This window comes from Streptomyces sp. UC4497, from assembly GCF_054871485.1.
Genome location: NZ_JBTYHB010000002.1, coordinates 151,756 through 175,042, shown reverse-complemented (window position 1 = coordinate 175,042; position 23,287 = coordinate 151,756). Strand labels below are relative to the sequence as shown.

General features: G+C 70.5%; 21 protein-coding genes and 1 tRNA gene. 17 read left to right on the top strand and 5 right to left on the bottom strand.

The genetic code is table 11. The features are described 5' to 3' along the window. Window positions 1-127 precede the first annotated feature (127 nt). The 3 genes from ACYSUO_RS03470 (at window position 128) to ACYSUO_RS03460 (ending at window position 3,457) form a co-directional block, all read left to right on the top strand. Complete coding sequence (locus tag ACYSUO_RS03470) at window positions 128-2,872, top strand: exo-rhamnogalacturonan lyase family protein (RefSeq protein ID WP_461774493.1); 2,745 nt, start codon at window positions 128-130, stop codon at window positions 2,870-2,872. A gap of 18 nt (window positions 2,873-2,890) precedes the next feature. After that, window positions 2,891-3,346, top strand: a complete 456-nt coding sequence (locus ACYSUO_RS03465) for an SRPBCC family protein (RefSeq protein WP_461774492.1) — start codon at window positions 2,891-2,893, stop codon at window positions 3,344-3,346. A 39-nt stretch (window positions 3,347-3,385) separates the two neighbouring features. Further along, window positions 3,386-3,457 (top strand) — tRNA-Val (locus ACYSUO_RS03460). Window positions 3,458-3,584: 127 nt separating this feature from the next. Here the strand turns inward: ACYSUO_RS03460 and ACYSUO_RS03455 are convergent. Continuing rightward, on the bottom strand, window positions 3,585-4,310 hold the full coding sequence (locus tag ACYSUO_RS03455; RefSeq protein WP_461774491.1) for an exonuclease domain-containing protein: 726 nt from the start codon (window positions 4,308-4,310) through the stop codon (window positions 3,585-3,587). A gap of 184 nt (window positions 4,311-4,494) precedes the next feature. Here ACYSUO_RS03455 and ACYSUO_RS03450 point away from each other — a divergent pair, with 184 nt between their 5' ends. After that, the gene (locus ACYSUO_RS03450) at window positions 4,495-5,061 is read left to right on the top strand and encodes a DUF4365 domain-containing protein (RefSeq protein ID WP_461774759.1); all 567 of its coding nucleotides are present in this window, start codon (window positions 4,495-4,497) and stop codon (window positions 5,059-5,061) included. Between the two features lie 36 nt (window positions 5,062-5,097). Next, the gene (locus ACYSUO_RS03445; RefSeq protein ID WP_461774490.1) at window positions 5,098-6,315 is read left to right on the top strand and encodes a hypothetical protein; all 1,218 of its coding nucleotides are present in this window, start codon (window positions 5,098-5,100) and stop codon (window positions 6,313-6,315) included. Window positions 6,316-6,324: 9 nt separating this feature from the next. Here ACYSUO_RS03445 and ACYSUO_RS03440 read toward each other — a convergent pair whose 3' ends face one another. Then, window positions 6,325-6,888, bottom strand: coding sequence for a DinB family protein (locus ACYSUO_RS03440; protein WP_461774489.1), 564 nt, complete (start codon window positions 6,886-6,888; stop codon window positions 6,325-6,327). A 157-nt stretch (window positions 6,889-7,045) separates the two neighbouring features. Here ACYSUO_RS03440 and thrS point away from each other — a divergent pair, with 157 nt between their 5' ends. Continuing rightward, window positions 7,046-9,025 (top strand): threonine--tRNA ligase, encoded by a 1,980-nt coding sequence (gene thrS / locus ACYSUO_RS03435; RefSeq protein ID WP_461774488.1) that lies wholly within the window; start codon window positions 7,046-7,048, stop codon window positions 9,023-9,025. Between the two features lie 51 nt (window positions 9,026-9,076). Here the strand turns inward: thrS and ACYSUO_RS03430 are convergent, their stop codons facing one another. After that, window positions 9,077-9,778, bottom strand: a complete 702-nt coding sequence (locus ACYSUO_RS03430; protein WP_461774487.1) for a potassium channel family protein — start codon at window positions 9,776-9,778, stop codon at window positions 9,077-9,079. 67 nt (window positions 9,779-9,845) lie between these two features. Between ACYSUO_RS03430 and ACYSUO_RS03425 the strand changes: the two genes are divergently transcribed. After that, window positions 9,846-10,409, top strand: a complete 564-nt coding sequence (locus ACYSUO_RS03425; protein ID WP_461774486.1) for an HIT family protein — start codon at window positions 9,846-9,848, stop codon at window positions 10,407-10,409. Between the two features lie 44 nt (window positions 10,410-10,453). Here ACYSUO_RS03425 and ACYSUO_RS03420 read toward each other — a convergent pair whose 3' ends face one another. Both ACYSUO_RS03420 and ACYSUO_RS03415 read right to left on the bottom strand, forming a co-directional pair. After that, window positions 10,454-12,202, bottom strand: coding sequence for a hypothetical protein (locus tag ACYSUO_RS03420; protein ID WP_461774758.1), 1,749 nt, complete (start codon window positions 12,200-12,202; stop codon window positions 10,454-10,456). Window positions 12,203-12,400: 198 nt separating this feature from the next. Then, window positions 12,401-14,617 (bottom strand): elongation factor G-like protein EF-G2, encoded by a 2,217-nt coding sequence (locus tag ACYSUO_RS03415; RefSeq protein WP_461774485.1) that lies wholly within the window; start codon window positions 14,615-14,617, stop codon window positions 12,401-12,403. A gap of 216 nt (window positions 14,618-14,833) precedes the next feature. Between ACYSUO_RS03415 and pgsA the strand changes: the two genes are divergently transcribed. The 10 genes from pgsA to ruvB all read left to right on the top strand — a co-directional run bounded on the left by pgsA (window position 14,834) and on the right by ruvB (window position 23,253). Beyond that, window positions 14,834-15,544 (top strand): phosphatidylinositol phosphate synthase, encoded by a 711-nt coding sequence (pgsA, locus tag ACYSUO_RS03410; RefSeq protein ID WP_461774757.1) that lies wholly within the window; start codon window positions 14,834-14,836, stop codon window positions 15,542-15,544. Continuing rightward, the gene (locus tag ACYSUO_RS03405; RefSeq protein ID WP_461774484.1) at window positions 15,541-16,464 is read left to right on the top strand and encodes a phosphatidylinositol mannoside acyltransferase; all 924 of its coding nucleotides are present in this window, start codon (window positions 15,541-15,543) and stop codon (window positions 16,462-16,464) included. Before pgsA ends, ACYSUO_RS03405 begins: the two co-directional genes overlap by 4 nt. Beyond that, window positions 16,461-17,621 (top strand): glycosyltransferase family 4 protein, encoded by a 1,161-nt coding sequence (locus ACYSUO_RS03400; protein WP_461774483.1) that lies wholly within the window; start codon window positions 16,461-16,463, stop codon window positions 17,619-17,621. The genes ACYSUO_RS03405 and ACYSUO_RS03400 overlap by 4 nt, the downstream gene beginning before the upstream one ends. A gap of 206 nt (window positions 17,622-17,827) precedes the next feature. Continuing rightward, a complete protein-coding gene (locus tag ACYSUO_RS03395) occupies window positions 17,828-18,373 on the top strand; it encodes a LemA family protein (RefSeq protein ID WP_461774482.1) in 546 nt (181 codons plus the stop codon). Between the two features lie 142 nt (window positions 18,374-18,515). Further along, window positions 18,516-19,415: a pyridoxal 5'-phosphate synthase lyase subunit PdxS gene (gene pdxS, locus ACYSUO_RS03390; RefSeq protein ID WP_461774481.1), complete on the top strand. Its 900-nt coding sequence runs from the start codon at window positions 18,516-18,518 to the stop codon at window positions 19,413-19,415. Further along, window positions 19,415-20,020, top strand: a complete 606-nt coding sequence (gene pdxT / locus ACYSUO_RS03385; protein WP_461774480.1) for a pyridoxal 5'-phosphate synthase glutaminase subunit PdxT — start codon at window positions 19,415-19,417, stop codon at window positions 20,018-20,020. The genes pdxS and pdxT overlap by 1 nt, the downstream gene beginning before the upstream one ends. 44 nt (window positions 20,021-20,064) lie before the next feature. Beyond that, the gene (locus tag ACYSUO_RS03380) at window positions 20,065-20,817 is read left to right on the top strand and encodes a YebC/PmpR family DNA-binding transcriptional regulator (RefSeq protein ID WP_461774479.1); all 753 of its coding nucleotides are present in this window, start codon (window positions 20,065-20,067) and stop codon (window positions 20,815-20,817) included. A gap of 105 nt (window positions 20,818-20,922) precedes the next feature. Next, on the top strand, window positions 20,923-21,498 hold the full coding sequence (gene ruvC / locus ACYSUO_RS03375) for a crossover junction endodeoxyribonuclease RuvC (protein WP_461774478.1): 576 nt from the start codon (window positions 20,923-20,925) through the stop codon (window positions 21,496-21,498). Continuing rightward, a complete protein-coding gene (ruvA, locus tag ACYSUO_RS03370) occupies window positions 21,495-22,106 on the top strand; it encodes a Holliday junction branch migration protein RuvA (RefSeq protein ID WP_327654905.1) in 612 nt (203 codons plus the stop codon). The genes ruvC and ruvA overlap by 4 nt, the downstream gene beginning before the upstream one ends. 67 nt (window positions 22,107-22,173) lie before the next feature. Further along, on the top strand, window positions 22,174-23,253 hold the full coding sequence (gene ruvB / locus ACYSUO_RS03365) for a Holliday junction branch migration DNA helicase RuvB (RefSeq protein WP_426904945.1): 1,080 nt from the start codon (window positions 22,174-22,176) through the stop codon (window positions 23,251-23,253). Window positions 23,254-23,287: the final 34 nt, after the last annotated feature.

Below are 23,287 nucleotides of genomic sequence, written 5' to 3'. Positions count from 1 at the left end.
TACGTAGAACGCAATCCCGTTATACGTATGACGGAATCCGGTTATACGTAACACCCCCACCCGTCCCCATCTGCCCCACCCCCCCCTTCTCGTACAGCACGTTTGGCATGCACGGAAAGGAACGACGATGTCCCCCATTCCCCGCAGGTCCCTCCTCAAGGCCGCCGCGGTCGCCGGTGCGGCCGCGCAGTTCAGCTGGGCGCTCGGCGGCAAGGAGGCGAAGGCCGCGCAGGCCGCCGCACCCGCAGAGGCCGAGCCGGTCACGCTCGGCTGGCTGGAGGACGGCGGGCTCGGCGCGGCCCCCGGCTCCACCGTCGGCGTGCCCTGGCCCAAGGGCGCGTACGAGAAGGGGCAGGAGTTCGCCCTCACCACCGAGGACGGCAAGCAGGTCCCCGTCCAGACCTGGCCGCTCGCCCAGTGGCCCGACGGCTCACTGAAGTGGACCGCGCACGCCGTGGGCCCCGGCGCCGGGAACGGGAAGCTCTCGCTGAAGGCCGGGAGCGCCGCCGCGCCCGACAAGAAGGTGAGCGTCCAGGCGAGCGGGGGAGTCGTCACCGTCGACACCGGCGTCGTCGTCGCCAAGCTCGGCAAGAGCGGATCGAGCCTGGTCAAGTCCGTCGCCCGCGGATCCACCGAGATCGCCAAGGACGGCCGCCTCGTCCTCCTGCGCCAGGGCGAGATCGAGGACGGCGACCAGGGCACGCAGAAGTACGAGCGGTTCGAGAGTGTCATCGAGGAGACGAAGGTCGAGCAGGAGGGCCCGGTCCGCGCCGTCGTCCGCATCGACGGCAAGCACCGCAAGGGCAGCCGGAGTTGGCTCCCGTTCTCCATCCGGTTCTACTTCTACGCGGGCGCCGAATCGTTCCGCATGGTGCACACCATCACGTACGACGGCACCCAGGAACCCGGCAAGGCCTCGGGGGACTTCATCCGCGGGCTCGGCGTCCGGTTCACCGTGCCGATGCGCGACAAGGCGTACGACCGGCACATCCGGATCGGCGGCGAGGGCACCGGAATGCTGCGGGAGGCGGTCCAGGGCATCACGGGACTGCGCCGCGACCCGGGAGCGGCCGTGCAGGCGGCGCAGTTCGCCGGCGAGAAGCTGCCCGACCCCTCGACCTGGGACCAGCGCGTCACGACCCGCCTCCAGTACATCCCCGAGTGGGGCGACTACTCCCTCTCCCAGCTGTCCGCGGACGGCTTCACCCTCAAGAAGCGCACCAAGAAGGGGCACGGCTGGATCGGCGCCGGCGGCGGCCGACGAGCCAGCGGATTCGGCTACGTCGGCGGCGCGAGCGGCGGACTCTCCTTCGGCCTTCGCGACTTCTGGGAGAAGCACCCGGCCGGCCTCGACATCCGCAATGCACAGACCGACGAGGCCGAGGTCACCCTCTGGCTCTGGTCGCCCGAGGCCCAGCCCATGGACCTGCGCTTCTACCACGACGGCATGGGCCAGGACACGTACGCGGAACAGCTCGAAGGCCTCAACATCACGTACGAGGACTACGAGCCCGAGTTCGGCACCCCGTACGGCATCGCCCGCACCAGCGAGCTGATGTTCTGGGCGAACGGCGCGACACCGAAGCCCGAGGTGTTCGCCCAGCAGGTCGAGGCCGTGCGCGTGCTGCCGCAGCTGGCCGCTCCGCCGAAGCAGCTCATCAAGGCGAAGGCGTTCGGACCCGGCCTGTACTCGGAGCCCGACCGCTCCACCCCCGCCAAGGCCAAGATCGAGGACCACCTCGACTTCCTCTTCACCTACTACAAGGACCAGGTGGAGATGCGCCGTTGGTACGGCTTCTGGGACTACGGCGATGTGATGCACTCCTACGACCCGGCACGCCACCAGTGGCGCTACGACGTCGGCGGCTACGCCTGGGACAACTCCGAGCTGTCGCCGGACATCTGGCTCTGGTTCGCGTATCTGCGCTCCGGCCGCGCCGACATCTTCCGCTTCGCCGAGGCCATGACCCGGCACACCGGCGAGGTCGACGTCTACCACCTCGGCAAGTGGGCCGGGCTCGGCACCCGGCACGGCGTCCAGCACTACGCCGACTCCGCGAAGCAGCAGCGCATCGCCAACACCACGTACCGCCGCTACTACTACTTCCTCACCGGTGACGAGCGCGTCGGCGATCTCATGCACGCCAACGTCGACTCCGACGAGACCTTCCTCGTGCTCGACCCGCAGCGCAAGGTCCGCCCCGACCCGGACTACAAGCCCGACCCGCACGCCCTGTCCATCGGCTTCGGCACCGACTGGAGCGGGCTCGTCTCCGCCTGGCTCACCGAGTGGGAGCGGCGCGGGCCGAAGTGGGAGAAGGCCAAGGCGAGAGTCCTGTCGACGATGGAGACGATCGCCGCCCAGCCGAACGGATTCGTGCAGGGCAGCGGTCTGTACGACCTCGACACCGGCAAGTTCGCCATCGCCGACAAGCCCGTCGTCGGCGTCTCCCACCTGTCGGCGGTCTTCGGCCTCAACGAGCTGTGCGCGGAGCTGATCGACCAGGTCGACATGCCGAAGTTCGAGGAGGCGTACTACGACTACTGCCGCTACTTCAACGCCACGAAGGCGGAACAGAAGGCGCGGTACGGCTCGGACTTCGGCTCGCTCATCCTCTTCCAGGGCCACTCCCGGCTCGACGCGTACGCCGCCGTGCGCACCGGCGACGACAAGCTGGCCAAGCGTGCCTGGGAGAAGTTCTTCAAGAGCGACGGCTACACCGAGGCGTCGCCCTGGAAGACCGAGAAGGTCGACGGTCCTGTCACGCTCGTCGCGGGCACCGAGGCGAACTGGGTCTACACCAACGACACGGCCCTGTACGGACTCGCGGCCATCGAGAACCTGGCGCTGGTCGGGGACAAGATGCCCTGATCCCGGCAGACTCTTGGCATGGACTGGAACCATTACCGCTTTCGCAGCGTGTGGGAACTGCCCGCCCCGCCGGGCGCCGTGTACGCGGTGCTCGAGCGGGCCGAGGAGTATCCGCGGTGGTGGCCCCAGGTCCGCTCGGTGACGCCGCTGGACGGGAGCGCGACCAGCGGCGTCGCCGTCTTCCGGTCCTTTCTTCCCTACGAGCTGCACGTCACGGCGCGCGAGAGGCGTCGTGACCCGGCCGCGGGGGTCCTGGAGATCGCGATGGCCGGGGACCTGGAGGGCTGGGCGCGCTGGACGCTGACGCCGCGGCCCGGCGGCGGCACCCGTGCCGTCTACGACCAGGAGGTCGAGGTGAGCAAACCGCTGATGCGACGGTTCGCGCTGCCCGGCCGTCCGGTGTTCCTGGCCAACCACGCGTGGATGATGCGCGGCGGGCGGCGGGGTCTTGCCGCGCATCTGCAACCGGTTTGAACACAGGGCGCCGCGACCTGTATTGTTCAACGCGTTCCCGGGCGATTAGCTCAGTGGGAGAGCGCTTCGTTCACACCGAAGAGGTCACTGGTTCGAACCCAGTATCGCCCACCCGGAGAATGACCGGTCCGCCGTACAGGCGGGCCGGTTTTTCGTTGTGCCGGTTTTTTCGTTGTGCCGGTACGGAACCGGTGGGCGAGGTGTCGTTTCTGCCTTCGGGGCCCCGACGGGGGAACGATCAGGCCGCCGCCGGAAGTTCCGGGCGCAGCGGCCACGCCGGGTCCACCGTCTCCGGGTTGCCGCTGCGGGCGAACCAGGCCTGCAGTCCGCGGGCCTGCGCCGCGTGCCAGACCGCCTGCAAGGTGTGCAGCTCGGCGGGGGAGAGGCGCTCCAGGCGGGACGCGAACCTGCGGCCCACCTCACGCACCAGGTCGAGGGACGCCTGAGCGTCCGCCGCCGCGTCGTGCGCGTCCGCCAGTTCCACGTCGTAGTGCGCGCACAGATCCGTCAGCGTGCGACGGCCCTTGCGGTAGCGGTCCAGGTGCTTGTCCAGGACGCGCGGGTCGATCACGCACAGGGACGCCGTCGCCAAGTAGAGGGAGAGCGACGAGGCCCGGTGCCGCTTCAACTCGCGGTCCAGCAGCGTCAGATCGAACGGGGCGTTCATCACGACCAGCGGGCGGCCCGCCGCGGCCTGCTCGGCGAGCGCCCGCCCGACTTCCTCCATCACCGGCGCCGGCCAGCGCCCGTTGAGCTGCAGATGTTCGTCGGTAAGCCCGTGCACCTCGGTGGCGCCCGGCGGCACCGGCACCCCGGGGTTCACCAGCCAGCGTGATACCCGTGGGCGTGTTCCCGCCGCGTCCTGCACCACGATCGCGGCGGACACAATGCGATCGTTCTCCACGTCCACGCCGGTCGTCTCGGTGTCGAAGGCGGCCAGTGGACCCTCGTACCAGCACGTCATGATCTCTCAACTCCTGGTTCCCGCGCGGCAGATGACGTCCCGTCGACGTGTTGTCCCTGCCCCAAGCGGTGATACCCGCGCTGTTTGCGTCGTACGCCGAGCGGTGACAACACAGGTACGAGTCATGGCAGTTCAGCGGGGTGCCATCGGCGTGAACCCGCATTCCCGGAAGGTCATTCGGCCCATGGCGCTCGCGCGGCCCGAACAAGGCGGGCTGCTGCCCGAGCGGATCGCACCGCCGCGCGGCACACTCGCCACCACCGCCTGCATGGAGACCCTGCAGGTGGGTTATCTGCACGCCGTGGCCGCCGCCGCGGGGTGCTCACTCTCGCAGCCCTTTCCGGACAACGGCATCGACTGGCACGTCAGCCACAGTTCGCCCGGGCATGCGATCGACGACGAGGTCACCATCAAGGTGCAGCTCAAGGCGACGTACCAGGTCGCGCCCGATCCGCCGGGCCCTTCCTTCGCGTTCACGCTCGACAACGCGCACCTGGAGAAGCTCGCCCGCACCCCGGTCTCGGTGCACAAGATCCTCGTCGTGATGCTCGTGCCGCGCTCCCAGGACGACTGGCTGCGGGCCGCCCACGACCGGCTCGACCTGCGGCACTGCTGCTACTGGATGAACCTCGCCGGACACCCGGTCACCGGGCGGCGCAGAACCACCGTGCGCGTCCCGACGACGCGGATCTTCGACGACCGCGCGCTCTGCGAGATCATGGCCAGGGTGGGCGCGGGTGGACGGCCCTGACGGTCCAACTCGGCCCGGGCCGAAGGGAGTTGTGTGATGCAGCATCGCCCGATCGAGGAATCCCTGCGCCCGCTCGGCGCGGGCCGCGGCCACCCCGTCGACCTCGTCGGACCCGAGCCGGGGCAGGTCGATCCCGCGGTGCTCGGCGCCCTGCTCGACCGGCACGGCTGGCGGCGGCGCGGCGGGGCCGCCGGGCGGTACGCGCGCTGGACGCTGCCGGGGGCCGGGAGCCGGACCAGCCTGCTCGTGCCGGAGAGCCGGGCCTTCCCGGACAGCGAGGAACTGCTCGGAGAGGCGATCATCGCCCTCGAACGCAGCGGTACGCCGTCCGCGCGCGAGGTGCTGGTCTCGCTCGCCGTGCCGAGTGACGAGATCCGCTGGACGCGCGATGTCCCGGCGGGTCCCGCGGGCGCCTCGACCTGGCCCGCCGAGGAGCAACTGCGGGGCGCGGCGCGGCAGATGATGCTCGCGGGCGCCCTCGCCGCGCGCGGCCGCGCCGGGTACTACGGGGCCAGGCATCGGCGGCCCGCGGCCGCGGCCCTGGAGAACGTACTGGTGCAGACGGCGTCCGGCGGGCGCCGTCTCACCGCGTTCGTGCCCGTCGCCACGGGGCGGGCGCTCGCCGTACGGCTGCACCAGGCGCTGTACGCGGTGCGCGAGGCCATCGACTACCGGCGGGCCACCGGCGGCATGGACGCGTTCGACGGCGCGATCGAGGCGGGCGTCAGCCATGAACTGACCGAGGCGCTCGTCGCGCTGGTGCGGGGCACCGAGGGCGCGCGCGTCGGCGTGGCCTGGGCGCCCGCCGCCGGGGTGCCCGAGGAGTGCACGGACGGCGACGCCCCCGTCGAGTTCTCACCCGGCGACCTCGACGTACTGCGCGAGGCCGGCGCCCGCTTCCTGCACGCCGAACCCGCCGTCTCCGTCCGCGTCACCGGCACCGTCGTCCGCATGCGCAGGACGGGGCCGCGCGGCGCGGGCACGGTGCGGATGCGGGTGCTCGCGGGCGTCGAGGTGCCGCACGTACGGATGACGCTGGACGAGGAGGCGTACCGGATCGCGGGGCACGCGCACCTGGTGGGCCTGCCGATCCGTGTGCACGGGCGCCTGGAGAGCCGGGGCGGATTCCGCCGCCTCACCGGCGCGACCGGAGTCGTACCCGTACAGGTGGAGGAGGCCGAGCGGGACCGGATGATGAAGTCGCTCCAGGAGAACCTGGACTTCTTCGAGGAGGCGTGCGCGGGGGAGGACTAGCGGGGCCGGTCAGTTGCTGGAGCGGTGCGCGTACAGGTCTCTGAGCAGGGCGATCTCCGCGCCGTGGTGCAGCATCTCGCGGTTGATGTGGAGGATGAGCCGCGCCATCGGATCCTTGGCGAACTCGCCCTCCGCCGGCCCGCACGGGCGGGCGAGCCCCTCCTCGCCGAGGCCGCGCACGCCGTCGGCCCACTGCGCGTACGCCGCGTCGAGCCGGTCGAGGGCGTCCGCCGCCGTCCCCGGATACACGTACGACTCGTAGTCGACGGGCGCCGCCCCGAAGTGCGACGCGTTCCGCGCGCCGAGCACGCCCACCAGGATGTGGCCGAGGCGCCAGGCGATCGTCGTCACCGGCGCGGGGACCGGCTCCGGGTACGCGAAGTCGATCGTGAACTCGCCGGAGCCGACCTGCATGGGTGCGGTGCCGGTGCCGCGCGGGCGGACGTTCCAGCAGTCCGCCACCGGTTCCCAGAAGTACTCGTCGTCGGTGAGCCCCGCCAGGCGGTCGCGGAGCTGGTGTCGCCAGTGCCAGTCGAGCTGGTCGGCGAGGAGCGGATTCCAGTCGAGTGTCATACGTCTCACGCTAGAGCCCGGCACTGACAGTCGCCCGGCCTGCGGGCCGTCCCCGCGGTTAACCGTTTCGCGAGCGGCCCTGGTGACTCGGTACGATCGTGGCTGCGCGCGTCACAGGTAATGGCGCGGCGTTCCATCTTCAGGTAGGAGAAGACCGGTGTCTGACGTCCGTGTGGCCATCCAACGCGATTCCGAGCGGGAAGAGCGCGTGGTGACGACGGGCACTACGGCCGCCGAGCTCTTCCCCGGCGAGCGCAGCATCGTCGCGGTCCGCGTGGCCGGTGAGCTGAAGGACCTCGCGTACGAGGTCGTCGACGGCGAGACCGTCGAGCCCGTGGAGATCTCCTCCGAGGACGGCCTGAACATCCTGCGGCACTCGACCGCGCACGTCATGGCGCAGGCCGTGCAGGAGCTGTTCCCCGAGGCCAAGCTCGGCATCGGCCCGCCCATCAAGGACGGCTTCTACTACGACTTCGACGTCAAGGAGCCGTTCACCCCCGAGGACATCAAGCGCATCGAGAAGAAGATGCAGGAGATCCAGAAGCGGGGGCAGCGCTTCTCGCGCCGTGTCACCACTGACGCGGACGCGGCGGTCGAGCTGGCCGACGAGCCGTACAAGCTGGAGCTCATCGGCCTCAAGGGCAACGCGGCGCAGGCCGCCGACGGCGCGGACGCCGAGGTGGGCGGCGGCGAGCTGACCATCTACGACAACCTCGACGCCAAGACCGGCGAGCTGTGCTGGAAGGACCTCTGCCGGGGCCCGCACCTGCCGACCACCCGCGTCATCCCCGCGTTCAAGCTGATGCGCTCGGCCGCCGCCTACTGGCGCGGCAGCGAGAAGAACCCGCAGCTCCAGCGCATCTACGGCACCGCGTGGCCGTCGAAGGACGAGCTGAAGGCGTACCTGGAGTTCCTCGCCGAGGCCGAGAAGCGCGACCACAGGAAGCTCGGCGCCGAGCTGGACCTGTTCTCCTTCCCGGACGAGCTGGGCCCGGGCCTCGCGGTCTTCCACCCCAAGGGCGGCGTGATCCGCAAGGTCATGGAGGACTACTCGCGGCGCCGCCACGAGGCCTCCGGCTACGAGTTCGTGAACACCCCGCACATCTCGAAGGAAGCGCTCTTCGAGACCTCGGGCCACCTGCCGCACTACGCGGAGGGCATGTTCCCGCCCATCCAGTTCGACGAGCAGAACTACCGCCTCAAGGCGATGAACTGCCCGATGCACAACCTGATCTTCAAGTCCCGCGGGCGTTCCTACCGTGAACTGCCGCTGCGGCTCTTCGAGTTCGGCACCGTGTACCGGTACGAGAAGTCGGGCGTCGTGCACGGCCTGACCCGCTCGCGCGGCTTCACCCAGGACGACTCGCACATCTACTGCACCAAGGAGCAGATGGCGGAGGAGCTCGACAAGCTCCTCACCTTCGTCCTCGACCTGCTGCGCGACTACGGCCTGACCGAGTTCGAGCTGGAGCTGTCGACCCGCGACGACTCCGACAAGTTCATCGGCACGGACGAGGACTGGGCCGAGGCCACCGAGGCGCTGCGCTTGGCCGCCGAGAAGCAGGGTCTGCCGCTCGTGCCCGACCCGGGCGGCGCCGCGTACTACGGCCCGAAGATCTCCGTGCAGGCCAAGGACGCCATCGGCCGCTCCTGGCAGATGTCGACCCTCCAGGTCGACTTCAACCAGCCCAAGCGGTTCGGCCTCGAGTACACCGCGGCCGACGGCTCGCGTCAGCAGCCCGTCATGCTGCACCGCGCCCTCTTCGGTTCGATCGAGCGGTTCTTCGGCGTGCTCCTGGAGCACTACGCGGGCGCGTTCCCGGCGTGGCTCGCCCCGGTCCAGGCCGTCGGCATCCCGATCGGCGACGGCCACGTGACGTACCTGGAGGAGTTCGCCGAGAAGGCGCGCGCCCAGGGGCTGCGCGTCGAGGTCGACAAGTCCTCGGACCGCATGCAGAAGAAGATCCGCAACCAGCAGAAGGCCAAGGTGCCCTTCATGGTCATCGCGGGCGACGAGGACATGAACGCCGGTTCGGTGTCCTTCCGTTACCGCGACGGCTCGCAGGAGAACGGCATCCCGGTCGACGAGGCCATCGCGAAGATCGTGAAGGTCGTCGAGGAGCGGGCGCAGGTCTGACGCCCGGTCCACGGGTCTGACGCCAGGTCCGCAGGCCTGACGCCCGGTCCTTCAGACCTGGCCGTCCTTGTTGTCGAAGGCCCCTGGGGAGTTCCCCGGGGGCCTTTCCGCTTCCCGTTCCCCCTCCCGCGCGAACACCTGAAGCAGCCAGGAGGAGAACGAACCGGTGACCGCGCCGAGCAGGGCGAGGCCGCAGGCCATCACGCCCACCGCCACCAGCCGGCCGATCGGGGTCACCGGCGCCAGGTCGCCGTAGCCCACGGTCGACAGCGTCGTGCAGGTGAACCACACCGCGTCGCCGTACGTACGAATGTCCGCGCCGGGCGCCGCGTGCTCGTGCTGGTAGAGCGCCAGCGACCCGGCGAAGCCGAGCAGCGTCACCGAAAGGCCCGCGTACGCGATCACGCGCGCGTGCAGCGAGAGCCGCGGCTCGTTCTGCCGGCGCTGCACCGCCTCGTAGGCCTGCACGATCCGTACCGGGCGCAGCAGCGGAAGCAGCAGGACCAGCGTGTCCAGCCAGTGCGTGCGGATGAAGCGCGGCCAGCGCTGTCCGCTCAGGTGCCAACGGGTCACGTAGTCGACGAGGAACACCGCCCACGCGGCGAGCGCGAGCGCCAGGCAGAGGGTCCGCACGGCGCCGGGCAGGCCGTGGCCGAGGACCCGGACCGCGTACGCGGCGAGGAAGACGAGCGAGGCCACCGCCAGGACGGCGCCGTTGTGCCGCTCCCAGCGGGCGAGTGGGGTGTCGGTCATCCCGACAGCATCGCCCGCGCCGACCTGGGGTGGTACCCGCCGACACGCCTCCGTGAGGTGACGCAATATGCTGCATTGCATGACGAGTGAGCCGGAGCAGCAGGTCGGTCCAGTGGGTGAGCCGGACGGATTCGGGCGTCTGTGGACCCCGCACCGCATCGCGTACATCCAGGGCGAGGGCAAACCGAGCGGCCCCGGGGCCGACGACGGCTGTCCCTTCTGCACGGCTCCCGGCAAGTCCGACGAGGATGCGCTGATCGTGGCCCGCGGCGAACACGTCTTCGCGATCCTCAACCTGTACCCGTACAACGGCGGGCACATGATGGTGCTGCCCTACCGGCACGTCGCCGACTACACCGACCTCGGCCTGAACGAGACCGCGGAGCTCGCCGACTTCACCAAGCGCGCCATGGCGGCACTGCGCTCCGCCTCGGGCGCGCACGGGTTCAACATCGGCATGAACCAGGGCGCGGTCGCGGGCGCCGGCATCGCGGCCCATCTGCACCAGCACATCGTTCCGCGCTGGGGCGGCGACACGAACTTCATGCCGGTCGTCGGCCACACCAAGGTGCTGCCGCAGATGCTCGCCGACACCCGCACCGCCCTGGCGAAGGCCTGGCCGAGCGAATAGGGCAGCGAATAGTAGGGCCCCGTCGGCGCAGGGCCGGCGCGTCCCTACGCGTCGTACGTGTCGGCCTTGCCCGGTGACGGGTCCTGAACCGCGCCGCTGAGGAAGCCCGAGCGGGCGCCGAACTTCTCGGTGTCCACGCCGTTCTCATCGAGCACCCTGATCGCCGCCGCGTGCACCACGCGCAGGACGGGCGTGGCCGTGCGCAGCGCGTCGTCCGCCATGAAGCGGTGCCGCCACGGCTGGTCCGCCCAGGCGTGGCGCAGGCCGAACGGCTCGGGCAGGACGAGCTTGCCGCCGAGGTGGTCCAGGAGCGGCGGATACCAGGTGAAGGGGGCGCGGACCGCGATCCGCACCGCTTCGTCCGAGGTGATCAGCGGGAGCGTCTTCTCCGTGGTCTCCCAGAACCGTATGGGCTTGGAGATCACCTTCGTCCTCGGCTCGGGCTTCGACGTGAACAGGGAGTGCACCGGACCGAGCGCGTGCCCGGTGACTTCTATCCGCAGTGTCTGGTGCAGCACCGTCACCGTGATCAGCATCGTGATCACCAACTGGCCGTCCCAGAGCGTGAACTGGCAGCCCAGGTAGTGGCGGCTGCCGCCGCCGAACTGCTGCTCGTTGCAGATCCGCTCTATCTCGTGCGTCCTGGTCTCGAAGGCGTCCACGGTCACGCCCGAGGGGCGGGTCACGCTCTTCGCGTTCTCCCCGACCGGCGAGACGATCCAGTGCTTCACCGAAGGCGTGGGGAAGCCGCCCGTGTGGATGGGCTTGCGCTCCAGGAGGCGGAGCTGGTCGTGGATCGCGCGGATCACGTCCCAGCTGCGGAACGGGTGGATGTCCTTGCCGGGCTCCTTGGACACCAGGTCCTCGGCCAACTGCCAGCCGCCCCAGCGCGTGCCCATGCCCAGAATGCCCTTGGGGCCCGCGTAGAACACGGAGTTCGACTGCTGCTCGGCGGACAACTTGGCCAGATTCTGCCGCAGTTGCTCGGCGGCGGTCTCGCCGGGACTGCCGGGGACGGCCTCCGGGATCTTCGCTCCGATCCCGCCGCCGGACAGCAGGCCGCCCCACCGGTCCCGCAGGTCGTGCGCGGTGCGCTCGCAGATTCGCCGCGCCCAGAAGCCGCCTATCACGGGCGCGATGAACGAGGCGCGCAGATACCAGGTCCAGCCGCTGCTGGACGGAAGCTTGACGAGCACGATGATGACGGCGACGAACACGACGGCCAGCACCGCCATGGTGAAGGCGGACCGGCCGCGCACCGCGCGCTCGTGCTTCTTCGCCTCGCGCTTCTCCTTGGTGCTCTTGCCCTCGGCCTCCTTGACCTCTTTCTCGGCCACGGCCACGCGGATGGCGTCCCTGCGGCGGATCTCGAACGCGGTCACCCACAGCAGGAAACCGGGCAGGAACAGGAAGCCGAACACCACCGTCACCAGCGTGAGCAGGCTGTCGCGCTGGCGCCGGATCCGGTTGGCCGCGAGGCAGTGCTCCACGACGACCTGCGGTTCCGTGCCGAACGACTGGATGAGCGGCTTGCGCGCGCCACCCAGCATCCGCACCTGCACCGCACGCGCGAACGCCTCACCGAGGTTCGGCGCGAACAGTGACCACATCCCCTTCTTCACCTGGGACTTGTGCCACTCGTTGTTGGTCTCCTCGATCTTCACCGCCGGGTCGTCCCGGTACGCGGCCGAGGCGATGGCGAACGTCGCGGCGGTCTGGCCCGCGGAACCCTGCAGCGGGATCTGCGCGCCCGGTCGGAAGTCGAATGCTCCGTCGGCCGAAGCCGGCTTCATCGTGTCCGCCACTGCCACCCCCATCACCGCACGCCGTCGCTGCGGCTTTTCCCGACTTGCCCGCCCCGCACACCTGTTGGGCGCGCCGTCGGCCGGATCCGGCTGATCTTCGACCAGCGTAGCGGCCGCCACCGACACCGGCCCCGAGGAACGGGAAGCCGGTGCCGGTGAGCGGTCCGATGCGCGGTCCGGGCCCGACTACGGGACGTCCTGGGCCTGTTCGCGGATCCGCTCGCTCAACTGGGCGGGCATCGGCTCGTGCCGGGCGTACGCACGGCTGAAGCGCGCGGTGCCGTGCGACAGCGAGCGCAGGTCCACCGCGTACCGGCCGATCTCGATCTCCGGCACCTCGGCCCGGATCAACGTCCGCCCGCCCGAAGCCTGTTCGGTGCCGACGACGCGGCCGCGCCGCCCGGACAGATCGCTCATCATGGTTCCCACATAGTCGTCGCCGACGAGGATCTCGACCTCGGCCACCGGCTCCAGGAGATGGATCCGGGCGTCGGCCGCCGCCTCGCGCAGCGCGAGCGCCCCCGCCGTCTGGAACGCCGCGTCGGACGAGTCCACCGAGTGCGCCTTGCCGTCGAGCAGCGTCACCCGCACGTCGATGAGCGGATATCCGGCCGCGACGCCCTTCGCCGCCTGCGCCCGCACGCCCTTCTCCACGGACGGGATGAACTGCCGGGGCACCGCGCCGCCGACGACCTTGTCCACGAACTCGATGCCCGAGCCGCCGGGCAGCGGCTCCACCTCGATCTCGCAGATCGCGTACTGACCGTGGCCACCGGACTGCTTCACGTGCCGGCCGCGCCCCGCCGACTTGCCCGCGAACGTCTCCCGAAGGGAGACCTTGTGCGCGATGACGTCGACCTGCACCCCGTACCGGCTGCGCAGCCGTTCCAGGGCGACGTCCGCGTGGGCCTCGCCGAGGCACCACAGCACCACTTGGTGGGTGTCCTGGTTCTGTTCGAGGCGCATCGTCGGGTCCTCGGCGACCAGGCGTGAGAGACCTTGCGAGAGCTTGTCCTCGTCGGCCTTGCTGTGCGCCTGGATGGCCAGCGGCAGCAGGGGATCGGGCATCTCCCACGGCGACATGAGCAGCGGCGCCTCCTTCGACGAGAGCGTGTCCCCGGTCTCCGCCCGGCTCAGCTTCGCGACACACGCCAGATCGCCGGCGATGCAGTGGGTCAGCGTGCGCTGCTGCTTCCCGAAGGGAGCCGAGAGCGCGCCGATCCGTTCGTCCGCCTCGTGCAGGGCCCGGGTCTCGTGCCCGTGGTCGGAGAGCCCGTGGCCCGACACGTGCACCGTCTCGTCGGGCCGCAGCGTGCCGGAGAAGACGCGGACGAGCGAGACCCGCCCCACGTACGGGTCGGACGCGGTCTTCACGACCTCCGCCACCAGCGGCCCTTCCGGGTCGCAGGCGTGGATGTCGAGCTCCTTCCCGTCGCGCCCGCGCACGTCGGGAGCGGTCCGCTCCAGGGGGGTCGGGAAGCCGCCGGTGATCAGCTCGAGGAGTTCGACGGTGCCGATGCCCTGCCGTGCGCCCTCCGCCGCCGGAGCCGCCGCGAGGACGGGGTGGAAGACGCCGCGCGCGACGGCCCGCTCCAGGTCGTCGACGAGCGTCTTGACGTCGATCTCCTCGCCGCCGAGATAGCGGTCCATGAGGGTCTCGTCCTCGCTCTCCGAGATGATCCCCTCGATGAGCCGGTTGCGGGCCTCCTCGATCAACGAGGCCTGGTCGGCGCCCGGTTCCGACTCCTTGCGTTCGCCCGACGCGTAGTCGAAGAGGCGCTGCGAGAGCAGCCCGATCAGGCCCGTCACGGGCGCGTGCCCGTCCGGCGCCTGTGCGCCGCGCAGCGGCAGGTACAGCGGGAGCACGGCGTCCGGGTCGTCGCCGCCGAAGACCTCGGCGCAGGTCCGCGTCATGTCCTCGAAGTCGGCGCGCGCCGCCTCCAGGTGCGTGATCACGATGGCCCGCGGCATGCCGACCGCCGCGCACTCCTCCCACACCATGCGTGTCGCGCCCGCCATCGTCTCGGGCCCGTCGGCCGCCGAAACGATGAAAAGGGCCGCGTCCGCAGCCCGCAGACCGGCCCTCAACTCCCCGACGAAATCCGCGTAGCCGGGGGTGTCCAGGAGATTGATCTTGAATCCGTCCCACTCCAAAGGGACGAGCGAGAGCTGGACCGAGCGCTGCTGGCGATGCTCGATCTCGTCGTAGTCCGAGACGCTGGTGCCGTCCTCGACGCGCCCGGCCCTGTTCACCGCCCCCGCGGTCAGCGCGAGGGCCTCCACCAGGGTGGTCTTGCCCGATCCGCTGTGGCCGACCAGCACCACATTCCGTACGGACGCGGGATGGTCGGCCGTCGCTGCCCTGCCGGCGGCTCCGGGGTGTCCGTTGCTCTTGTCGCCCATGCCTTGGCCTCCCGGTTGCTTGCTGCTCGGTGAGGTGGTCCTAGGTCCTTGTCGGCCTATGGGCGCGGACACGCGAATCCGCGTGCGGAGGCGGCTTCGGCGACGCCCGCGGTGTCTTCGAGCTTTCCACTCGGGTCACTGTGCGTCCATACGTCGTACCGGATCGCACGCCCACGCGAGCGGCCCGTCGGCGGTTCGCACGTGTGCGTGGCTACGATGGGCCAGCCGGTGGCCAGAGGGGCCGCGCGGCCACCGACCATCGGGAAGGCCATGCTGAACAAGTACGCGCGTGCATTCTTCACGCGTGTCCTCACACCGTTCGCCGCGTTTCTCATCCGCCGCGGAGTCAGCCCCGACGCGGTCACGCTCCTGGGCACCGCCGGAGTCGTGGCCGGTGCGCTGGTCTTCTATCCGCGCGGTGAGTTCTTCTGGGGAACCGTCGTCATCACGCTGTTCGTCTTCTCGGACCTCGTGGACGGCAATATGGCGCGCCAGCTGGGCCGCTCCAGCCGCTGGGGCGCCTTCCTGGACTCCACGCTCGACCGTGTCGCGGACAGCGCCATCTTCGGCGGCCTCGCGCTCTGGTACGCGGGTGGGGGCGACGACAACGTCCTGTGCGCCGTGTCGATCTTCTGCCTCGCCAGCGGCCAGGTCGTGTCCTACACGAAGGCACGTGGCGAATCGATCGGCCTGCCCGTCGCCGTGAACGGTCTGGTGGAGCGCGCCGAGCGGCTCGTCATCTCGCTCGTCGCCGCGGGCTTCGCCGGGCTGCACAAGTTCGGGGTGCCCGGCATCCAGTACCTGCTGCCGGTCGCCCTGTGGATCGTCGCCGTGGGCAGCCTCGTCACGCTGATCCAGCGCGTCGTCACGGTCCGCCGTGAGGCCGCAGAGGCCGACGCGGCGGCCCAGGAGGGGGCCACCTCGTGAGCGGGACGCAGGAGCGGATCACCGACGCGCTGTACGGGCTCGGCTGGGCGGGCGTCAAGAAGCTTCCCGAGCCGGTGGCACAGCGCCTGGGCCGCACGATCGCCGACGCCGCCTGGAAGAAGCGCGGCAAGGGCGTGCAGCGTCTGGAGGCCAACCTCGCGCGCGTGGTGCCCGACGCCACTCCACAGCGCCTGCAACAGCTCTCCAGGAAGAACATGCGCTCGTACCTGCGCTACTGGATGGAGTCTTTCCGGCTCCCCACGTGGAGCAAGGAGCGCATCAGCGACGGCGTCTCGGTCAAGGACATTCACTACCTCACCGAGGGCCTGGACGCCGGCAAGGGCGTCGTCCTCGCGCTGCCCCACATGGGCAATTACGACCTGGCGGGCGCCTGGGTCACCACCAAGCTGGACACCCCGTTCACGACCGTCGCCGAGCGGCTCAAGCCGGAGACCCTGTACGACCGTTTCGTCGCCTACAGGGAGGGCCTCGGCATGGAGGTGCTGCCGCACACGGGTGGCGCCGCCTTCGGGACGCTCGCACGGCGGCTGCGCGCGGGCGGCCTGGTCTGCCTGGTCGCGGACCGCGACCTGTCGTCCTCCGGTGTGGAGGTCAAGTTCTTCGGCGAGACGACCCGGATGCCCGCGGGGCCCGCGATGCTCGCCCAGCAGACCGGGGCGCTGCTGCTCCCGGTCACCCTCTGGTACGACGACTCGCCCGTCATGCGGGGTCGTGTCCACCCACCCGTCGACGTGCCGGAGACAGGCACGCGGGCCGAGAAGACGTCTGTCATGACGCAGGCGCTGGCCGATGCCTTCGCCACGGGGATCGCGGACCATCCGGAGGACTGGCACATGCTGCAGCGGTTGTGGCTCGAAGACCTCGGGACCGCCGACAAATCCGAAGAGAGGTCGGCGTGAGGATCGGAATCGTCTGCCCGTACTCCTGGGACGTGCCGGGCGGCGTCCAGTTCCACATCCGCGATCTGGCGGAGCACCTCATCCGCCTGGGGCACGAGGTGTCCGTCCTCGCGCCCGCGGACGACGAGACCCCGCTGCCGCCGTACGTCGTGTCGGCAGGCCGCGCGGTTCCCGTGCCGTACAACGGCTCGGTGGCGCGCCTGAACTTCGGCTTCCTGAGCGCCGCGCGCGTGCGCAGGTGGCTGCACGACGGCACGTTCGACGTGATCCACATCCACGAACCGGCGTCCCCGTCGCTCGGCCTCCTGACGTGCTGGGCCGCGCAGGGCCCGATCGTCGCGACCTTCCACACGTCCAACCCGCGCTCGCGCGCGATGATCGCCGCGTATCCGATCCTGCAGCCCGCCCTGGAGAAGATCAGCGCGCGCATCGCGGTGAGCGAGTACGCGCGCCGCACCCTGGTCGAGCACCTGGGCGGCGACGCGGTCGTCATCCCGAACGGTGTCGATGTCGACTTCTTCGCCCGCGCCGAGCCCAAGCCCGAGTGGCAGGGCGACACGATCGGCTTCATCGGCCGCATCGACGAGCCCCGCAAGGGGCTTCCGGTGCTCATGAAGGCGCTGCCCAAGATCCTCGCGGAGCGCCCGCAGACCCGGCTCCTGGTCGCGGGGCGCGGCGACGAGAACGAGGCGGTGGCCTCGCTGCCCAAGGAGATGCGCGACCGGGTCGAATTCCTCGGCATGGTCAGCGACGAGGACAAGGCGCGCCTCCTGGCGAGCGTCGACGTCTACGTCGCGCCCAACACCGGGGGCGAGAGCTTCGGCATCATCCTGGTGGAGGCGATGTCGGCGGGCGCCCCCGTGCTCGCCTCCGACCTGGACGCCTTCGCGCAGGTCCTCGACCAGGGCGCCGCCGGTGAACTCTTCACCAACGAGGACGCGGACACCCTCTCCGTCGCCGCCCTGCGCCTCCTGGGCGACCCGGAGCGCCGCGCCGAACTACGCGCGCGTGGCAGCAAGCACGTCCGCCGCTTCGACTGGTCCACGGTCGCCGCGGACATCCTCTCGGTCTACGAGACGGTGACCCAGGGCGCGGCCGCGGTCGCGGCGGACGAGCGGACGGGCCTCAGGGCGCGCTTCGGCTTGGCGCGGGACTGAGGCCCTGTCGTCACACTCCCGTCTGCCTGGCGACGCCTGGCACGCACGCTCGCGGCGTTGCCGAAAAGCCCGAGTAGCTCCGCTACGAGGACTCTCCGGCGCCTTGCGATCGCACGCACCAGACGCCGCCAGGCCGCCCTCCGGGCGACGACGCGAGTGTGACGACAGGACCTGGGCCCGCCGCGACCCCGGTAGCCTTGCCGCCCGTGACCGTCACCCTCATCTGGATCGCCGTAGCCCTCTTCGCGATCGGGCTCTACCTGAGCTGGACCGCAGGAAGGCTCGACCGCCTGCACGCCCGTATCGACGCGGCCCGCGCCGCCCTCGACGCCCAACTCCTGCGCCGGGCTTCGGTCGCCCAGGAACTGGCCACGTCGGGCGTGCTCGACCCGGCCGCGTCGATCGTGCTGTACGAGGCGGCGCACGCCGCGCGCCAGGCCGAGGAGGAGCAGCGCGAGGTCGCGGAGAGCGAGCTCAGTCAGGCGCTCAGGGCGATCTTCAACGAGCCCGACCAGGTCGAGGTGGTCCGCGAGGCCCCCGGCGGCGAGGAGGCCGCCGAGGAGCTCGCCCAGGCGGTCCGCCGCGTCCCCATGGCCCGCCGCTTCCACAACGACGCCGTACGTGCCGCCCGCGCGCTGCGCCGCCACCGCACGGTCCGCTGGTTCCGGCTCGCCGGGCACGCCCCGTTCCCGCTGGCCTTCGAGATGGACGACGAGGCGCCGGTGGCGCTGGCCGACCGCGCCACCAACTAGATCCACCCGGATCCACCAGACCTGGATCCACTGGATCCCAGGCCAAAAGGAGCCACCGGCTGTCCATTGGCCCTTGTAGTGGCCTGCTGTCCAGAGGTTTCCTCGGTGCTGCAAAAGCTTTCTTCACCGAGTGAGGTCACCCGTGTCCACTTCTGAAAACACCGCCACCGGCACCGCCCGCGTCAAGCGAGGCATGGCCGAGCAGCTCAAGGGCGGCGTCATCATGGACGTCGTCACGCCCGAGCAGGCGAAGATCGCCGAGGACGCCGGCGCCGTCGCGGTGATGGCACTGGAGCGGGTGCCGGCCGACATCCGCAAGGACGGCGGCGTGGCCCGGATGTCCGACCCGGACATGATCGAGGGCATCATCGGCGCGGTCTCGATCCCGGTGATGGCCAAGTCCCGCATCGGCCACTTCGTCGAGGCCCAGGTGCTCCAGTCGCTCGGCGTCGACTACATCGACGAGTCCGAGGTCCTCACCCCGGCCGACGAGGTCAACCACAGCGACAAGTTCGCGTTCACGACCCCGTTCGTCTGTGGCGCCACCAACCTGGGCGAGGCCCTGCGCCGCATCGCCGAGGGCGCCGCGATGATCCGCTCCAAGGGCGAGGCCGGCACCGGCAACGTCGTGGAGGCCGTGCGCCACCTGCGCCAGATCAAGAACGAGATCGCCAAGCTGCGCGGCTTCGACAACAACGAGCTGTACGCCGCCGCCAAGGACCTGCGCGCCCCGTACGAGCTGGTCAAGGAGGTCTCCGAGCTGGGCAAGCTGCCGGTGGTCCTCTTCTCCGCCGGTGGCGTCGCGACCCCCGCCGACGCCGCGCTGATGCGCCAGCTCGGCGCCGAGGGCGTCTTCGTCGGCTCGGGCATCTTCAAGTCCGGCGACCCGGCCAAGCGCGCCGCCGCCATCGTGAAGGCCACCACCTTCTTCGACGACCCGAAGATCGTCGCGGACGCGTCCCGCAACCTCGGCGAGGCCATGGTCGGCATCAACTGCGACACGCTGCCCGAGGGCGAGCGCTACGCGAACCGGGGCTGGTGATGACCACTCCCGTGGTCGGAGTGCTCGCGCTCCAGGGCGACGTGCGGGAGCACCTCGTCGCCCTGGCCGCGGCCGACGCCGTGGCGAGGCCGGTGCGGCGCCCCGAGGAACTGGCCGAGGTCGACGGGCTCGTCATCCCCGGCGGCGAGTCGACCACCATGTCGAAGCTGGCCAACCTCTTCGGTCTGATGGAGCCCCTTCGCGCGCGCGTGCGTGACGGTCTGCCGGTCTACGGGACGTGCGCGGGCCTGATCATGCTCGCCGACAAGATCCTCGACCCGCGCTCGGGCCAGGAGACCGTCGGCGGCATCGACATGATCGTGCGGCGCAACGCCTTCGGACGGCAGAACGAATCCTTCGAAGCGGCGGTCGACGTCCGGGGCGTCGAGGGCGATCCTGTAGAGGGCGTCTTCATCAGGGCTCCGTGGGTGGAGTCCGTGGGCGCCGAGGTGGAGGTGCTCGCGGAGCACGAGGGGCACATTGTGGCCGTGCGCCAGGGCGACGCCATTGCGACGTCCTTCCACCCGGAACTCACCGGGGACCACCGGATCCACGCCCTGTTCGTGGATATGGTGCGGGCGAAGGACGCTCCGGGTTCCTTGTAGGATCTCTGGCGTTCGTAAATTGGTTACGCGAAGGAGACAGGCAGATGTCCGGCCACTCTAAATGGGCTACGACGAAGCACAAGAAGGCCGTGATCGATGCCAAGCGCGGCAAGCTCTTCGCGAAGCTGATCAAGAACATCGAGGTCGCCGCACGCATGGGCGGCACCGACATCGAGGGCAACCCGACGCTTTACGACGCCATTCAGAAGGCGAAGAAGCAGTCGGTCCCGAACAAGAACATCGACTCCGCGGTCAAGCGCGGCGGCGGCCTCGAGGCCGGCGGCGCCGACTACGAGACGATCATGTACGAGGGCTACGGGCCGAACGGTGTCGCGGTGCTCATCGAGTGCCTCACCGACAACCGCAACCGTGCCGCCTCCGACGTGCGCGTCGCCATGACCCGCAACGGCGGCAACATGGCCGACCCGGGTTCCGTGTCGTACCTGTTCAACCGCAAGGGCGTCGTGGTCGTCCCCAAGGGCGAGCTGTCCGAGGACGACGTCCTGGGCGCCGTGCTCGACGCGGGCGCCGAAGAGGTCAACGACCTGGGTGAGTCCTTCGAGGTGCTCTCCGAGGCCACCGACCTGGTCGCGGTCCGCACCGCGCTCCAGGAGGCCGGCATCGACTACGACTCGGCCGACGCCAACTTCGTCCCGACCATGCAGGTCGAGCTCGACGAGGAGGGCGCGCGCAAGATCTTCAAGCTGATCGACGCGCTCGAGGACAGCGACGACGTGCAGAACGTCTTCGCCAACTTCGACGTCTCCGACGAGGTCATGGAGAAGGTCGACGCCTGACGCGACATCAGCGGCGGGCCGATGGGACACACCCCGTCGGCCCGCCGCTTTGTCAGTGGCACCCGATAGCCTGCACAAACAGGCGATCGAAGGTTGGGGGCAGGCGTGCGCGTTCTCGGGGTGGACCCGGGTCTCACCCGGTGCGGTGTCGGCGTGGTCGAGGGGATCGCGGGACGGCCGCTGACGATGCGCGGCGTCGGTGTCGTACGGACGCCCGCGGACGCCGAGTTGGGCCACCGCCTCGTCGCCATCGAGCAGGGAATCGAGCAGTGGCTCGACGAGCACCGTCCCGAAGTCCTCGCCGTGGAGCGGGTGTTCAGCCAGCACAACGTCAGTACGGTGATGGGCACCGCCCAGGCCAGCGCCGTCGCCATGCTGTGCGCCTCGCGCCGCGGCATCCCCGTGGCGCTGCACACGCCCAGCGAGGTCAAGGCCGCCGTCACCGGCACGGGCCGCGCCGACAAGGCACAGGTGGGCGCCATGGTGACGCGCCTGCTGAGGCTCGACGCCCCGCCCAAACCGGCCGACGCCGCCGACGCACTCGCCCTCGCCATCTGCCACATCTGGCGGGCCCCCGCGCAGAACAGACTCCAGCAGGCCGTGGCACAGCACGCGGCCCAGGCGTCCAGGACCCCCCAAGCCACCCGCGCTTCTCACGCACCGAAAGGCCGTACCGCATGATCGCCTTCGTCAGCGGCCCCGTCGCCGCCCTCGCCCCCGACGCCGCGGTGGTCGAGGTGGGCGGTGTCGGCATGGCCCTCCAGTGCACGCCGAACACGCTGTCCACGCTGCGTATCGGCCAGCAGGCCAAGCTCGCCACCTCTCTTGTCGTACGCGAGGACTCGCTCACCCTGTACGGCTTCGCGGACGACGACGAGAAGCAGACGTTCGAGCTGCTGCAGACGGCGAGCGGCGTCGGCCCGCGCCTGGCGCAGGCGATGCTCGCCGTGCACAGCCCGGACGCGCTGCGCAGAGCCGTCTCCACGGGTGACGAGAAGTCGCTCACGGCCGTCCCCGGCATCGGTAAGAAGGGTGCCCAGAAGCTGCTCCTGGAGCTGAAGGACCGGCTCGGCGAGCCCCTCGGCACGGGCGGCCCCGCCATCGGGGCGCCCGTCAACAGCGGCTGGCGCGAGCAGCTGCACGCCGCACTCATCGGCCTCGGCTACGCCACCCGCGAGGCCGACGAGGCGGTCGACGCGGTCGCCCCGCAGGCCGAGGCCGCGGAGGGCACGCCGCAGGTCGGCCAGCTCTTGAAGGCGGCCCTGCAGACCCTCAACCGCACCCGTTAGCCCCGCCGCCCCGACCGGGCATCCGAAGCCGACCGCCCCTCCGAATCCGTAACGCGAGGCACCACACATGAACTGGGACGAGACCGCCGAAGACGCCGCGACGCCGCAGGCCGACCGGCTCGTCGGTGCGTCGGCCGACCACGAGGACCAGGCCGTAGAGGCGGCCCTGCGCCCCAAGGACCTGGGCGAGTTCATCGGCCAGGAGAAGGTCAGGGAGCAGCTCGACCTGGTCCTGCGCGCCGCCCGCGCGCGCGGCGCCACCGCCGACCACGTCCTGCTCTCCGGCGCCCCCGGCCTCGGCAAGACCACCCTCTCCATGATCATCGCGGCCGAGATGGGCGCCCCGATCCGCATCACGTCCGGCCCCGCGATCCAGCACGCGGGCGACCTCGCGGCGATCCTCTCCTCGCTCCAGGAGGGCGAGGTCCTCTTCCTCGACGAGATCCACCGGATGTCGCGGCCCGCCGAGGAGATGCTCTACATGGCGATGGAGGACTTCCGGGTCGACGTCATCGTTGGCAAGGGCCCGGGCGCCACCGCCATCCCGCTGGAGCTGCCGCCCTTCACCCTCGTCGGCGCGACCACGCGCGCGGGGCTGCTGCCGCCGCCGCTGCGCGACCGCTTCGGCTTCACCGCACACATGGAGTTCTACGGGCCCCCGGAACTCGAGCGAGTGATCCATCGCTCGGCGAGCCTCCTCGATGTGGAGATCGACACGGAGGGCGCCGCCGAGATCGCAGGACGCTCCCGCGGCACGCCCCGTATCGCCAACCGCCTGCTGCGCCGCGTCCGCGACTATGCGCAGGTCAAGGCCGACGGACAGATCAACAGGGACATCGCGTCCGCGGCCCTCGGCGTCTATGAAGTGGACGGCCGCGGCCTCGACCGCCTGGACCGCGCCGTGCTCGAAGCCCTGCTCAAGCTGTTCAGCGGTGGCCCTGTGGGACTTTCGACACTCGCCGTCGCCGTGGGGGAGGAGCGTGAGACCGTGGAAGAGGTCGCCGAGCCCTTCCTCGTCAGAGAGGGACTCCTGGCGCGCACCCCCAGGGGGCGCGTGGCGACTCCCGCCGCGTGGGCCCACCTCGGACTCACCGCACCCCAAGGGAGACCTGGGGCAGGCGGACAACAAGACCTCTTCGGGGCATGACGGCGCGCGTGCTCGCCGGGGCTGGAACCCCGGT